Here is a 12,822-nt window from a genome sequence, read left to right on the forward strand (position 1 = left end):
GCGCCAGCTTCGACATAGCCGACCCGGCCATCGGGGCCGTAACCCCAGGCCCAGCCCCGGCTCAGGTCGAGCATGCGGCTCTCGTCGCCGGCCCGCAGCTCGGTCAGCACCTCGCCGCCAGGTTCGCCGAGCAGTTGCGCGGCGGCGACCAGGTGCCGCAGCAGCGGTTCGGCATAGTGCGACGCGATTACCCTGCCGGCCAGGGCGGTATCGGCCAAGTCCTGGCGGTAAGCATGGGTCCGCGGATCGGGGAGATCGGATGTGCCAACCAGCCCGAACCACTCAACGGGTCGCGAAGGCCGGCTCTTTTCGCCGCTGGTCGATTTGGTCGCGCCGGTCCTCGTCGCCCCCCGCGACGTATCGTTTGAACCCGTCAAGAAAATTGGCCCCGTCATTGGTGCGGACGACAAACACGTTGCGGCGGTCGTCCTGATCCCGCTCGCGGCGCAGATAGCCGAGGCCGCCCAATGTATTCAAGGCGCGCGTGACCACCGGCTTGCTGACGCCGAGGGTCCGCGCCAGCCCGCGCACCGTGTGCGGGCCGGGGGTCAGGTACACCAGCATCAGCAGCGCCATTTGCCGATTGGTGAGGTCGGGCTCGCCCGAGCGCACATATTCGATCAGCGCGCGCATCCAGGCCGACAGTGAAGCATCGCCCATTGGTCTCAAACTCTCCCACGGTTGCGTAGCCAAGGGGAAACCGCGGAAAGGCGGTTTGGTTGCGTAACGATCTGCGAAAGTCGCGAAAAATCGGTCGGTTGGAGCGCGCTGCTAAGCCCCGTATCGCTGCCGGAGCATGGCGAAACTGGCCCGCAACCCCATCGCGTCGCCGCCCTTGGGCCGTCCCGGCTTGGCCGAGGGCCGCCAGGCGAAGGTATCGAAATGGGCCCACGGCGTGCCCTCGGGTACGAAGCGGCGTAGGAACAGGGCGGCGGTGACCGCCCCGGCCATCGGCGAATCCGCGGCATTGGCGAGATCGGCGAGGTCGGATTTCAGCATTTCGTCATAGCCGTCCCACAGCGGCATCCGCCAGATTGGGTCGGTCACCGCCCTGGCGCCGGCCTCCAGCGCGGCGGCGAGATCATCGTCATTGGCAAACATCGCGGGTAGGTCCGGACCCAGCGCGACCCGGGCGGCGCCGGTTAGCGTGGCGAAGTCGATGATCAGTTCGGGCTCGCCTTCGCCCGCCCTGGCCAGCGCATCGCCGAGGACCAGCCGCCCCTCCGCATCGGTATTGTCGATCTCGACCTTCAGACCTTTGCGGCTGCCGAGCACGTCGCCGGGCCGATACGAAGCCGCCGAAACGCTGTTTTCGACCGCGGGAACCAACAGGTGCAGGCGGATCGGCAGCTTCTCGGCCATCACCAGCCGCGCCAGCGCCAGGGCATGGGCCGCGCCGCCCATGTCCTTCTTCATCAGCCGCATCCCGGCGGCGGTCTTGATGTCGAGCCCGCCGCTGTCGAAGCAGACGCCCTTGCCGACGATCGCCACCCGAGGTGCGCTATCCCTGCCCCAGTGGAGCTCAATCAGCCGTGGCGCGCGTTCCCGCGTTGCTCCCTGGCCGACCGCGGCGATCATCGGATAGCCCTGGCTGAGGGCGTCGCCCGAAGTCACTTCGATCTTGGCGCCATAGGCCTTGGCCATGACGCGGGCCGCGGCCTCCAGCTCGGCCGGTCCCATGTCGGCGGCCGGCGTGTCGACCAGGTCGCGGACCAGCATGGTCGCTTCGGCGAGCCGGATGGTGGGCTCGATCCCGGCGGCTTCCTTGGTCAGCAGGACGCGCGGGCCGCGCTGGTCGTCGACTTTGGAGCGGTAGGCGTTGAGCCGATGCTGGCCGAGCAGCCAGCCGAGCGTCGCCCGACCGGGATCGCCCTCGGCGAGGCGATAGCTGCCCTCGGGCAGCGCTTCGGCCAGCCTGGCGAGGCACCAGGGCGTCACCTCGGCCGTGTTGACAACAGCCGCGACCACCGCCCATTCGTGGCCATGGGCCGCGGGCAGGATGGCGAACTGGAACGGCGTCTTGCCCTCGAAGCGGCTGGCCTCCAGCAATTCGCGCCGCGCCGCATTCTGCTTTTTGAGCCAGTCGGCGAAGCTGCCCTTGTCGACCAGGTGGATCGGATGGGCGGGGCCGCCGCGGTCGGGCTGGAGCAGCGAAGCGAAATCAGTCATGCTGCCGCTCTATTATGCCGGACGCCTGTCGGCCAGTGGGGAGCGGTGCAATGATATTCACGATCGCGCTCATGCTTCAGGCCGCGGCGCCGCCCGCCGAAGTGGAATTGAGCGAAGCCGATGCGCGGCAGATGATCATGATTGCCGGATCGCGCCGGACCGAGGCAGTCGAGCAAATGCGGAAGTTGAAGGGCGACCAGCTTGCCGCCGCGCTGACCGACGCGATCGGACACAAGACCCGAATGATCTACAAGGACGGTGTCGGCGTCATCGTCGAATATATGGCGCCCGGCGGCGAGTTTCGACTGTGGCTGCCTGGCCGCGACGGCATCGTTGTCGGCCAATGGGGAGTGCAACGGCAAAAGAAGAAGAAACAGGTCAATGCCTGCTTCCGATACGGCGCCGCGGCCAGCGCTTCGCCAATTGTATATGGGCCGAATGAATGCGTCACGCCGGAGCAGACGCTGAGTGCGGCCAACGTCATTCGCGAATGGCGCGGCGACGTGTTCAGCCTGATGAGCGGCCATATTCCCTATGTGAAATCCGCGATGGGCATGCCGGTACCTTAGCGGTGGTTTCATGGCGGACTCGAGCCGGCATCCGCCTTCTTCTCCAGGTCGCAAACGAAGGCAGACCCATAATCGGACCGGCACTGTCCCCCCAGACAGTGCCGCATGCCGGTCATCAAAGGCCGAGGTGACGAGAAGAGGATTAGGCCGGCACGCCGTAGAGGTCGTGCACGTCTGAATCTTCTACCAGCACCTTAACGAAATCGCCCGGCTTGAGGCCGGCAGCGTCGCGGAGGTGGACTTCGCCGTCGATTTCCGGCGCGTCAGCCTTGGAGCGGCCGGTCGCGCCGACATCGTGGTGGTGGGATGAATGGGGGGCGTCGAGATGGCCGTCGAAGTGGCTGGTTTCGATTACCCCTCCACCATGCTTCGCATGGTTCCCCTCCCCATACTGCGCATAGGGAGGAACTGCATCAACGGTGTCGATCAGCACGTCGATGGTCGTGCCGACCTTGGCGGCGAGCTTTTCGGCGCTGATGCGGGCAGTCAGGTCCATCACGCGGCGGAAGCGCTCTTCCTTGACCTCTTCCGGCACCGGATCGGGCAGGTCATTGGCCGCGGCGCCCTCGACCGGCTCGAACCGGAAGGCACCGACACGGTCGAGCTGGGCTTCCTCAAGCCAGCTGAGGAGGTATTGGAAATCCTCCTCGGTCTCGCCGGGAAAGCCGACGACGAAGCTGGAGCGGACGGCGATGTCGGGCACCTGGGCGCGCCAGTTCTTGAGGCGCTCGAGCACCTTGGCCTCGTTGGCCGGGCGGCGCATCGCCTTCAGCACCTTGGGGGAGGCGTGCTGGAACGGGATGTCGAGATAGGGCAGCACCAACCCCTCGGCCATTAGCGGGATGATCTGGTCGACGTGCGGGTAGGGGTAGACATAGTGGAGGCGGACCCAGGGGGTGTCGCCCTCAGGTGTCTTCAGGCTGCCGAGCGCGCCGGCAAGGTCGGTCATATGGGCGCGGACTTCCGCTCCCTTCCATTCCCTTGGCTGGTGGCGGATGTCGACGCCATAGGCCGACGTGTCCTGGCTGATGACCAGCAGCTCCCTGGTCCCCGCCGCGACCAGCTTTTCCGCTTCGCGGAGGATGGCGTCGGGACGGCGGGACGCGAGGTCGCCGCGGATCGAGGGAATGATGCAGAAGCTGCAGCGGTGGTTGCAGCCCTCTGAAATCTTCAGATAGCTGTAGTGGCGCGGGGTGAGCTTCAGGCCCTGTTCGGGCACCAGGTCCAAATAGGCGTTGGCGACCGGCGGCGCGGCCTCGAGCACGGCGGCGACCACATCCTCATATTGCTGCGGCCCGGTGATGGCGAGCACGTCGGGGAAGCGGGCGCGGATGACGTCGGCTTCCTTGCCCATACAGCCGGTGACGACCACGCGGCCGTTCTCGGCGATGGCCTCGCCGATCGCCTCGAGGCTCTCTTCCTTGGCGCTGTCGAGGAAGCCGCAGGTGTTAACCAGCACGACGTCGGCGCCGGCATAGTCGGGCGACATGTCGTAGCCGCTGGCGCGGAGCTTGGTCAGGATGCGCTCGCTGTCGACCAATGCCTTGGGACAGCCGAGCGATACCATGCCGACACGCGGCGGGGTGGGGAGTTTGGTAGCCATGGGGAGCCGCGCCCTATAGCGATTTTTGCGGCAAAATCGACCCCCGCTTTTGCGGGCGCAGGGGCGGGCTAATTCCCCGGCGGTTTCCTGAAGGTGAAGGCATCCTCTGCCTTCCTGGCGGCGGAACTGACGCCGGTCAGTTCCGAGTGGAAGACCTTGCCATGATGCTCGTCGACCAAGACATTGCCGATCCCCGGGCAGTAGCTCTTCTGCTCGTTCGCGCCGTTGCTGAGCGTCGAGAATTCCTTGGTGACGATGCAGTTGGTGAAGGTGCCGGGCGGATAAGCATCATCCCGCGTCAGCACGACCTTCACGCCGGTGCCCTTGACGGTCGCCTGGTCCAGCGCGACGGGCGCCGCCTGCTCCTGGAAGTAAGTGTCGCCGTTGCGCGGCTGGGCGAGCATGATGATGCCCGGAAGGGCGCCCACCGGAGCCGCGCCGGCGATCCATGAACCCGCGCTGGGAGCACAGGTGAAGATCGGGCAATGGAAGCTGTCCTCCCCGAAATACCAGACGTTGCCGCTATCATCCTGCGCATAATAGTCGAGCGTGTCCTCGACCAGCGCGGACGGGTCGGTGGTGCAGGTGTCGCTCTCGTAGGCTGAATCGTGGACGATGCGCGTGGTCACGCCGGCGATGACCCGCGTATCGCTGGTCACTTCCGTCACGACGACTTCGCAGCCGTCCACGGTTTCCCCCTTGTAGGTGAAGGTCGTGCCGGGCTCGAGCGGGAAATAGACATTGTCGATGTCGAGCGGATCGCTGAAGTTCGAGGCATTGAACGGGATTTGGACGGTCCTCGCGGTGGCCGGAGGGGCGACCAGGATGACGCCGAACGCGGTGGCAGCAAGCAGGTGCAAGCGAAAATTGGTCATGGCCGTTCTCCCTCAAAGGCGGAGAAACAGGCGGGAGCGGGGGCCGCGAACGGCTCAGGGGGCCCGCAGACAGCTGTTAAATGGCGTTTGGCCGGATTTGTTCCGAGTCCGAACCGAAGGATCGCTTGAGGTTTGCCATGGCAGGCGGCTAAAGGCCCGAACCCCCATCAAGGAATTGAGACGAACGAATGCGCATTGCGATGATCGGCACGGGCTATGTCGGCCTGGTTTCCGGCACCTGCCTCGCCGATTTCGGCCACCATGTGACCTGCGTCGACAAGGATGCGGCCAAGATCGCGGGCCTGCTCGAGGGCCGCATGCCGATCTGGGAGCCGGGGCTGGAAGCGCTGGTCAAGGCCAATGTCGAGCGCGGCAGGCTGGAATTTACCACCGATCTGGGGACGGCGCTGGATGGCGCGGAAGCGGTATTCATCGCCGTCGGCACCCCGTCGCGGCGCGGCGACGGCCACGCCGACCTCAGCTTCGTGTTCGCCGCGGTCGAGGAACTGGCCGGGCTTTTGCAGGGCCCGATCGTGGTGGTGACCAAGTCGACCGTCCCGGTCGGCACCGGCGACAAGATCGCCGCGCTCCTCAAGGAAAAAGGCGCGCCCGATGGCGTATCGGTCGCCTCTAACCCCGAATTCCTGCGCGAAGGCGCGGCCATCGCTGATTTCAAGCATCCCGACCGCATCCTGGTCGGCGCCGAGGACGACAAGGCGCGCGAATGCCTGGCCGAAATCTACCGGCCCTTGTTCCTCAACCGGGCGCCGATGCTGTTCACCGGGCGGCGGACGGCGGAACTCACCAAATATGCCGCCAACGCCTTCCTCGCGACCAAGATCAGCTTCATCAACGAAATGGCCGATTTGTGCGAGGCGGTCGACGCCGACGTCCAGGATTTGGCGCGCGGCATCGGCCTCGACAACCGCATCGGGCCGAAGTTCCTCCACGCCGGTCCTGGCTATGGCGGCAGCTGCTTTCCCAAGGATACGCTGGCGCTGCTTCGGACCGCCGAGGAAGCGGGGATCCGGCAGCGGATCGTGTCGACCGTGGTCGAGGTCAACGACAGCCGCAAGGAAGCGATGGCCGATCGGGTCAGCGCCGCGCTCGGCGGCAGCGTGGCGGGCAAGCGGATTGGCGTGCTCGGCCTGACCTTCAAACCCAACACCGACGATATGCGCGACGCGCCGTCGATCCCGCTGGTCAGGCGGCTGATCGAGAGCGGGGCGAGTGTCGTCGCGTTCGACCCGGTCGGGCGCGAGCAGGCGGAAAAGGTGCTGCCGGCGATCGAGTATGCCGCGTCTGCCGAGGCGGCGGCTGACGGCGCCGATGCGCTGGTGATCGTCACCGAATGGGACGAGTTCCGTGCGCTCGACCTCGATGACATCGCCAAGCGGATGCGCGGCACGGCGCTGGTCGACCTGCGCAACGTCTACAATCCGGACGAGGCCCATTCGGCCGGTCTGGTCCATTTTGGAATAGGTCGCGGTCGCATTGGCGGTAAATCCAGCTAAGAAGGACTTGGTTTGGTCCGAAACGCACTGGTTTCGGCGCGCTGGGGCGGGGATGAACAAGAGCGGCGGCAAGATCATCGTCATCGGGCTGGGCTATGTCGGGCTGCCGCTGGCGGTCGCGCTGGCCAGGGCCCATCCGGATGCCGACGTAGTTGGCTTCGACATCGATGCGTCGCGCATTGCCGAGCTCAAAGCGGGCGAAGACCGGACGCGCGAGGTTGACCAGGCCGAGCTTGCCGCGAGCCGGATGAACTTCACCGATCGCGACGATGATTGCGGACAAGCGGACGTCATCATCGTCACCGTCCCGACCCCGGTCGACGAGCGCAACACACCTGATCTTGGTGCGCTGCTGGCGGCATCCCGCCGGCTGGCCGGGTGGATCGACGCTGAACGCCGGCCGACAATCGTCTTCGAAAGCACCGTCTATCCCGGCGCCACCGAGGAGGAATGCGGGCCGCTGATCGAGCAGGTATCGGGCCTGACGCGCGGCCGGGATTTCCGGCTCGGCTACAGCCCGGAACGGATCAATCCCGGCGACAAGGTCCACCGCGTCGACAAGATCATCAAGGTCATCGCCGGCGAGGATGAGGAAGTGCTCGACCAGCTCGAGCATCTCTACGGGACGATGACCGAGGGCGGCGTGTTTCGCGCCGCTTCGATCCGCACCGCCGAGGCGGCCAAGGCGATCGAAAATGCCCAGCGCGACATCAACATCGCCTTCATGAACGAGGTCGCGCAGATCCTCAGCCATAATGGGGTTTCGACCTGGGATGTGCTCGACGCGGCGCGGACCAAGTGGAATTTCCTGCCGTTCGAGCCCGGGCTGGTCGGCGGCCACTGCATTGGAGTCGATCCCTATTATCTGAGCTTTCATGCCCAGCGGATCGGCCATGACCCGCGCGTCATCCTGGCCGGCCGCGGCATCAACGACGACATGGGACGGTGGATTGCCGACCGGCTCCACACCATGCTCGGCTCGACGCCCAAGCGCATCCTGTTCCTCGGGCTGACCTTCAAGGAGAATGTGCCGGACGTCCGCAACAGCCGCGCGGTCGACATCGTTCGCCGGCTCTCGTGGCTCGGCCACAACGTGACGGTCAGCGACCCGCTGGCCGATCCGGATGAGGTCGCCCGCGAATATCAGCTGGATGTGACGAAGGAGCCGGGCGGCAACTATGATTGCCTGATCGGCGCGGTGCGCCATAAGCAGTATGAGGAAATGACCGCCGACGCGGTGGCGGGTAGGGTGGCCGACGGAGGGATGGTGGCCGACCTCAAGGGAATGTGGCGCAAGCTCGATCTGCCGGACGGGTTCCGGCGCTGGTCATTATGAGGCGCCGCTAGCCATGCTGCATTCGCCGCCGACGACGCTCAGGACCCAACGGCGGTTCATCGCGCGCCAGCGGTTCAATGCTCTCGGCGCATTGGTCTCGGTGGCGCTGCTGCCGTTCCTGCTCAGGGCCATCGTCCTTCCCGAGGATACCTTCTACGCCGCCTCGCTCAACGCGCTGATGTTCAACGCGCTGGCGGTGGTGATCGCCTTCTGGACCCGCCTGTCGATCGAGACCTACCCCGGCAACCGGTCGACCCATGTCATCCTGCCGTCGATCGTGCTGGCGCACGCCATCATCGTTACGGTCCTGCTGCTGGCGCGCCTGCCTTACGACCGGCTGGCGCTGGTCGCCGGATTCATCTTCCACATCCTGTGAGGCTACGGTCTTTATTTCGCGGTCCACCGCTACATTCGCCATCGCATCGCGATCGTCCCGTTCGGTGATGTCGAGCGGCTGAAGTCGATCGACAATGTCGAATGGCGGGTGATGCAGATGCCGGAGCTTGAAGATGCCGCCGGTTGCGACGGGCTGGTCGCCGACTTTGCCGATCCCGACATGCCGCCGGAATGGGAGGCCTTGCTGGCCGACGCCGCGGTCGAGGGGCGCATGGTCTACCAGGTCAAGCAGCTCTATGAATCGCTGACCGGCCGCGTCGAGATCGATCATTTGCGCGAGAACAGCTTTGGCAGCCTGGTCCCGGCGCGCGGCTATTTTCATTTGAAGGCCCTGTTCGACCTGGTGACCGCGCTGATTGCGCTTCCGATTGTCCTCCCGCTGATGGCCGGAATTGTGCTGGCGATCAGGATGGACAGCCCCGGCCCAGCCATTTTCCGGCAGCGGCGGATCGGCCAGGCCGGCCAGCCGTTCGACATGCTCAAATTCCGCACCATGGCGCACCGCCAACCGGGCGGCGGCATCGACGATGTGATCACCGCCGACGGCGATGCGCGAATTACGCGCGTCGGGGCGCGGCTAAGGCATGCCCGCCTCGACGAACTGCCGCAGATTTTCAACATCCTCGCCGGGCAGATGAGCTGGATCGGCCCGCGGCCCGAGGCCGAGGCGCTGTCGGCCTGGTATACCGGGGAAATCCCCTTCTACCGCTATCGCCATGTGGTGCGGCCCGGCATTACCGGCTGGGCCCAGGTCAACCAGGGCCATGTCGCATCCGTCGACGATGTGCACGCCGAGCTGATGTACGATTTCTACTATGTGAAATATTTCTCGGCCTGGCTGGATGTCCTGATCATCTTCCGCACGATCCGGACCATGACTACCGGCTTTGGCTCGCGGTAGACTGCGCTCGGGCGCTCAGTCGTCCAGCATGACATCGGCCAGGCTGTAGCAATGGCTCGCCTGGTAGGCGTTGCGGCCGCGGTTCATGTGGGTGAGATTGAACCGGCGGATGGCTCGAAGGCCGCGTGGCTCGGCGATGAACTTGCGGATTGAGCCGGCGCCGCGGACCCTCACTCCGAAGGTATCGTCCTTCCAAGGGAAATGGCTGACGTCCCCGGGCTGCTCGACGAGGCGTTCAAGCAGGTCGTAATCGAGCTGGTCGGGCTCGGGCGATCCGTCGCGGGTGAAATCGGACAGATGCAGGATGATGCGGGCGCGGAGGCCGTTCTGCGGACCTAAGCCCTCCCCCCTGTGGGGAGGGTTGGGTGGGGGCGCGGTATCGGCATTGGCGGATGCCGCAAGCAAATGATTCCTCTCGGCCGCAGACGCGGCCGGCCCCCCACCTACATCCTCCCCCACAAGGGGGGAGGAGCTATCTGGCTGCAGTGCAAACAACTCCATCCAGCTGGCATTGACCCGGGCGAGGGTCTTGTCGGTGCTCGGCAGGCAGGACACCGACCAGTAAAAGCGCTCGGTCATGCGCGGGATGGGGATGCAGCGGTCGGCATAAATCTTGAGGATGTCGAGCACGTCTTCGGCCTGTGGCCGGCGCAGCAATTTCTCAAGGCGGCCCGAATATTTGAAGCGTTGCTCGAACGATTGCTCCGGGCGCTCGTCGGCATCGGTCAGGGTCGCGCCGTCAAGCCAAGCGCCCTGCTGCTCGTCGTCGAGGAATTGGCGCAGGCCCTTGGCGCGGGTCGCGGTCGTGCGGATCATTTTTGACCGTCGTAAAGCTCATCTTGCGACCGATCGAAGGCATCTTGGTGAGGTGCCGTGGCCGCGTGAATCTGATCAAAGGCCGTGCGCAAGTCTTCGTGCATTTCGTTTGCGCCCATGAAGCATCGGTCAACCCAGTATAGGCCGAAGCAAAGCAACGAGACGGCATCGCTAAGCATGCGGCAAACATGGCCGACTTCAAGGTCAACGAGGTCCGAACCTCTCAATTGACGGTCCTGCATCAATTCTAGTGCTCGAGAGCTCGCGTGAGCGACATGGCTGGCCATTCCGTAAATGTGCGAGAGCGCATCCGGACCGATTGGCGCCATCTTTGAGTCGTCGCGTGACAGGCGGTGCAATATTCCAGAGAACGACCAGCGTTGTTCAATTCTGGACCTCGCTAGTTTGTTTGCCTTGACCTCAAGGTTGAAGCTCTTGGGGTCTTGAAGTGCAGCAAACACTCTTACCGATTTCGGGTCGTAGTCCGTTGCCAAGCGTTGGGCAGCAGCAGCTTTCGATGCGGCCTTCCGATCATATATGTCCGACAGTTCGTTCCAATATTCATGTACAAGCTGGTCGCGTTCCGCAGCAGATGAACTGGCGATGAGTGTAACCTTTGCAAAAGTTTCATAGACAGTCCGCAAGACAATTTCAGCGTCCCACACGAGACCGTTCACGAGCAGGCAGTACGTGCCCTGAGATCTATCGATCTGATATGAGCTCAAGACGCGTAGCGTCTCGCTCGTCAGGTCTTTCGGAAGCATTCCTGAACCGAAGAGGCGACGCTGAAACGCCACGACTGAGGTCATGGAACCCACATAGACACCGAAGAGCGGCTCGCACTTGTGCAACGCCTCCGCCGAGATTTTCATCCCTCTACCCCGAGGTTCACCACGCCATCGCTAGACGTCAATCTCTTCGTCCGACACCGCTGCGGCCCGACTCTGGATAAACTGGAACCGGTGCTCCGGGTTCTTGCCCATCAGCTTCTCGACCAGGTCGCGGACCGGCTGGCGGTCCTGATATTCGGCCGGGAGCGTAATGCGGATCAGCGAGCGGCTCGCCGGATCCATGGTCGTTTCCTTGAGCTGGTTGGGGTTCATTTCGCCAAGGCCCTTGAAGCGGGCGACCTCGACCTTTTTCCCCTTGAACTCGGTCCGCTCCAGCTCCTCGCGGTGGGCGTCATCACGGGCATAGGCCGACTTCGACCCTGACGTCAGGCGGTAGAGCGGCGGCTGGGCGAGGAACAAATGCCCGCGCCGGACGAGCTCGGGCATTTCCTGGAAGAAGAAGGTCATCAGCAGGGTCGCGATATGGGCGCCGTCGACGTCGGCGTCGGTCATGATGATGACCCGCTCATAGCGCAGCGCCTCTTCGGCCCACTTGTCCCGGATGCCGCAACCGAGCGCCTGTTGGAGATCTGCAATCTCCTGGTTGGCGCGGATCTTGTCGGCGGAGGCCGAGGCGACGTTCAAAATCTTGCCGCGGATCGGCAGGATCGCCTGGGTCTTGCGGTTGCGGGCCTGTTTGGCCGAGCCGCCGGCGCTGTCGCCCTCGACGATGAACAGCTCGGTGCCCTCGGCATCGTCATTGGCGCAGTCGGTGAGCTTGCCGGGGAGGCGGAGCTTGCGGGCCGAGGTCGCGGTCTTGCGTTTGACCTCGCGCTCGGCGCGGCGCTTTAGGCGCTCGTCCATCCGCTCGAGGATCGCTCCCAGAAGGGCCCGTCCGCGGTCCATATTGTCGGCCAGATAATGGTCGAAATGGTCGCGCACCGCGGCCTCGACGAACCGCGCCGCCTCAAGGCTGGTCAGCCGGTCCTTGGTCTGGCTCTGGAAATGCGGGTTGCGGATGAACACGGAGAGCATCAGCTCTACGCCGTTCAGCACGTCGTCGGGAATGATGTCCTTGGCCTTCTTCTGGCCAACGAGGTCGGCGAAGGCGCGGACGCCCTTGGTCAACGCGGCGCGGAGACCCGCTTCATGGGTGCCGCCGTCGGGCGTGGGAATCGTGTTGCAATAATAGCTTTCGTTGGCGCCTTCGCTCCATATCGGCCAGGCCACCGCCCATTCGGCCGAGCCCTGGCCATCGGGGAAATCCTGCTTGCCGGCGAAGGGCGGGGCGGTGACGCATTCGCGGCCCTCCAGCTGCTCGTTCAGATGGTCGGCGAGGCCGCCGGGGAACTGGAACACGGCCTGCTCGGGCACGTCTGCGCTGGCCAGCGACGGATCGCAGCGCCAGCGGATCTCGACCCCGGCGAACAAATAGGCCTTGGACCGGGCCAGCTTGTAGAGCCGGGCCGGATCGAATTTCGCGTCGGCGCCGAAAATCTCGGGATCGGGAGTGAAGGTGACCGTAGTGCCGCGCTTGTTGGGCGCCGCGCCGATTTCCTCCAGCGGCGAAGTCGCGTTGCCCCTGGCGAAGGACTGGCGATAGAGCTTCTTGTCGCGCGCCACCTCGATGATCGTCTCGGTCGACAGCGCATTGACCACGCTGACACCGACGCCATGCAGGCCTCCGCTGGTTGAATAGGCTTTGCCCTCGAACTTGCCGCCCGAATGCAGGGTGGTGAGGATCACCTCCAGCGCCGACTTGCCCGGATATTTGGGGTGCGGGTCGACCGGAATGCCGCGGCCATTGTCGAAC

The 12,822-nt window shown here is 64.7% G+C and carries 12 protein-coding genes and 1 pseudogene; 5 read left to right on the forward strand and 8 right to left on the reverse strand.

The window, feature by feature from the left end; all coding sequences use genetic code 11:
• The 3 genes and pseudogenes from Q0C64_RS11165 to Q0C64_RS11175 form a co-directional block, all read right to left on the reverse strand.
• Positions 1-218 (reverse strand): annotated as a pseudogene (locus Q0C64_RS11165) (hypothetical protein); the annotation flags it as partial.
• A 64-nt stretch (positions 219-282) separates the two neighbouring features.
• Positions 283-660 (reverse strand): helix-turn-helix domain-containing protein, encoded by a 378-nt coding sequence (locus Q0C64_RS11170; protein WP_294123799.1) that lies wholly within the window; start codon positions 658-660, stop codon positions 283-285.
• Positions 661-771: 111 nt separating this feature from the next.
• Positions 772-2,169 carry a leucyl aminopeptidase family protein gene (locus tag Q0C64_RS11175; protein WP_294123801.1) on the reverse strand — a complete coding sequence of 466 codons (1,398 nt, stop codon included), beginning with the start codon at positions 2,167-2,169 and terminating at the stop codon, positions 772-774.
• A gap of 50 nt (positions 2,170-2,219) precedes the next feature.
• Here Q0C64_RS11175 and Q0C64_RS11180 point away from each other — a divergent pair, with 50 nt between their 5' ends.
• A complete protein-coding gene (locus Q0C64_RS11180; protein WP_294123803.1) occupies positions 2,220-2,738 on the forward strand; it encodes a hypothetical protein in 519 nt (172 codons plus the stop codon).
• Positions 2,739-2,880: 142 nt separating this feature from the next.
• Here the strand turns inward: Q0C64_RS11180 and rimO are convergent, their stop codons facing one another.
• Positions 2,881-4,341: a 30S ribosomal protein S12 methylthiotransferase RimO gene (rimO, locus tag Q0C64_RS11185; RefSeq protein ID WP_294123805.1), complete on the reverse strand. Its 1,461-nt coding sequence runs from the start codon at positions 4,339-4,341 to the stop codon at positions 2,881-2,883.
• A 68-nt stretch (positions 4,342-4,409) separates the two neighbouring features.
• Complete coding sequence (locus tag Q0C64_RS11190; RefSeq protein ID WP_294123807.1) at positions 4,410-5,216, reverse strand: hypothetical protein; 807 nt, start codon at positions 5,214-5,216, stop codon at positions 4,410-4,412.
• Positions 5,217-5,404: 188 nt separating this feature from the next.
• On the opposite strand from Q0C64_RS11190, the gene Q0C64_RS11195 reads away from it, so the two are divergent.
• The 4 genes from Q0C64_RS11195 to Q0C64_RS11210 all read left to right on the forward strand — a co-directional run bounded on the left by Q0C64_RS11195 (position 5,405) and on the right by Q0C64_RS11210 (position 9,363).
• On the forward strand, positions 5,405-6,730 hold the full coding sequence (locus Q0C64_RS11195; protein ID WP_294123809.1) for a UDP-glucose/GDP-mannose dehydrogenase family protein: 1,326 nt from the start codon (positions 5,405-5,407) through the stop codon (positions 6,728-6,730).
• A gap of 52 nt (positions 6,731-6,782) precedes the next feature.
• Positions 6,783-8,066, forward strand: coding sequence for a nucleotide sugar dehydrogenase (locus Q0C64_RS11200; RefSeq protein ID WP_294123810.1), 1,284 nt, complete (start codon positions 6,783-6,785; stop codon positions 8,064-8,066).
• Positions 8,067-8,079: 13 nt separating this feature from the next.
• A complete protein-coding gene (locus Q0C64_RS11205; protein ID WP_294123812.1) occupies positions 8,080-8,442 on the forward strand; it encodes a hypothetical protein in 363 nt (120 codons plus the stop codon).
• 117 nt (positions 8,443-8,559) lie between these two features.
• On the forward strand, positions 8,560-9,363 hold the full coding sequence (locus Q0C64_RS11210; protein ID WP_294123814.1) for a sugar transferase: 804 nt from the start codon (positions 8,560-8,562) through the stop codon (positions 9,361-9,363).
• Between the two features lie 15 nt (positions 9,364-9,378).
• Here the strand turns inward: Q0C64_RS11210 and Q0C64_RS11215 are convergent, their stop codons facing one another.
• The 3 genes from Q0C64_RS11215 to Q0C64_RS11225 all read right to left on the reverse strand — a co-directional run.
• A complete protein-coding gene (locus Q0C64_RS11215; RefSeq protein ID WP_294123815.1) occupies positions 9,379-10,179 on the reverse strand; it encodes a hypothetical protein in 801 nt (266 codons plus the stop codon).
• Positions 10,176-11,051 (reverse strand): DUF5677 domain-containing protein, encoded by an 876-nt coding sequence (locus Q0C64_RS11220; protein WP_294123816.1) that lies wholly within the window; start codon positions 11,049-11,051, stop codon positions 10,176-10,178. The genes Q0C64_RS11215 and Q0C64_RS11220 overlap by 4 nt, the downstream gene beginning before the upstream one ends.
• A 30-nt stretch (positions 11,052-11,081) precedes the next feature.
• The coding region (locus Q0C64_RS11225) for a DNA topoisomerase IV subunit B (RefSeq protein WP_294123818.1) at positions 11,082-12,822 on the reverse strand (1,741 nt) is incomplete at its 5' end.

The organism is Sphingomonas sp. (assembly GCF_023266535.1).
Classification (GTDB): Bacteria; Pseudomonadota; Alphaproteobacteria; order Sphingomonadales; family Sphingomonadaceae; genus Sphingomicrobium.

Bases quoted from the DNA above. Each gene is read 5' to 3' on its own strand.
- Q0C64_RS11170 (WP_294123799.1), bottom strand. From the start codon at position 660: ATGGGCGATGCTTCACTGTCGGCCTGGATGCGCGCGCTGATCGAATAT.
- Q0C64_RS11175 (WP_294123801.1), bottom strand. From the start codon at position 2,169: ATGACTGATTTCGCTTCGCTGCTCCAGCCCGACCGCGGCGGCCCCGCC.
- Q0C64_RS11180 (WP_294123803.1), top strand. From the start codon at position 2,220: ATGATATTCACGATCGCGCTCATGCTTCAGGCCGCGGCGCCGCCCGCC.
- rimO (WP_294123805.1), bottom strand. From the start codon at position 4,341: ATGGCTACCAAACTCCCCACCCCGCCGCGTGTCGGCATGGTATCGCTC.
- Q0C64_RS11190 (WP_294123807.1), bottom strand. From the start codon at position 5,216: ATGACCAATTTTCGCTTGCACCTGCTTGCTGCCACCGCGTTCGGCGTC.
- Q0C64_RS11195 (WP_294123809.1), top strand. From the start codon at position 5,405: ATGCGCATTGCGATGATCGGCACGGGCTATGTCGGCCTGGTTTCCGGC.
- Q0C64_RS11200 (WP_294123810.1), top strand. From the start codon at position 6,783: ATGAACAAGAGCGGCGGCAAGATCATCGTCATCGGGCTGGGCTATGTC.
- Q0C64_RS11205 (WP_294123812.1), top strand. From the start codon at position 8,080: ATGCTGCATTCGCCGCCGACGACGCTCAGGACCCAACGGCGGTTCATC.
- Q0C64_RS11210 (WP_294123814.1), top strand. From the start codon at position 8,560: ATGCCGGAGCTTGAAGATGCCGCCGGTTGCGACGGGCTGGTCGCCGAC.
- Q0C64_RS11215 (WP_294123815.1), bottom strand. From the start codon at position 10,179: ATGATCCGCACGACCGCGACCCGCGCCAAGGGCCTGCGCCAATTCCTC.
- Q0C64_RS11220 (WP_294123816.1), bottom strand. From the start codon at position 11,051: ATGAAAATCTCGGCGGAGGCGTTGCACAAGTGCGAGCCGCTCTTCGGT.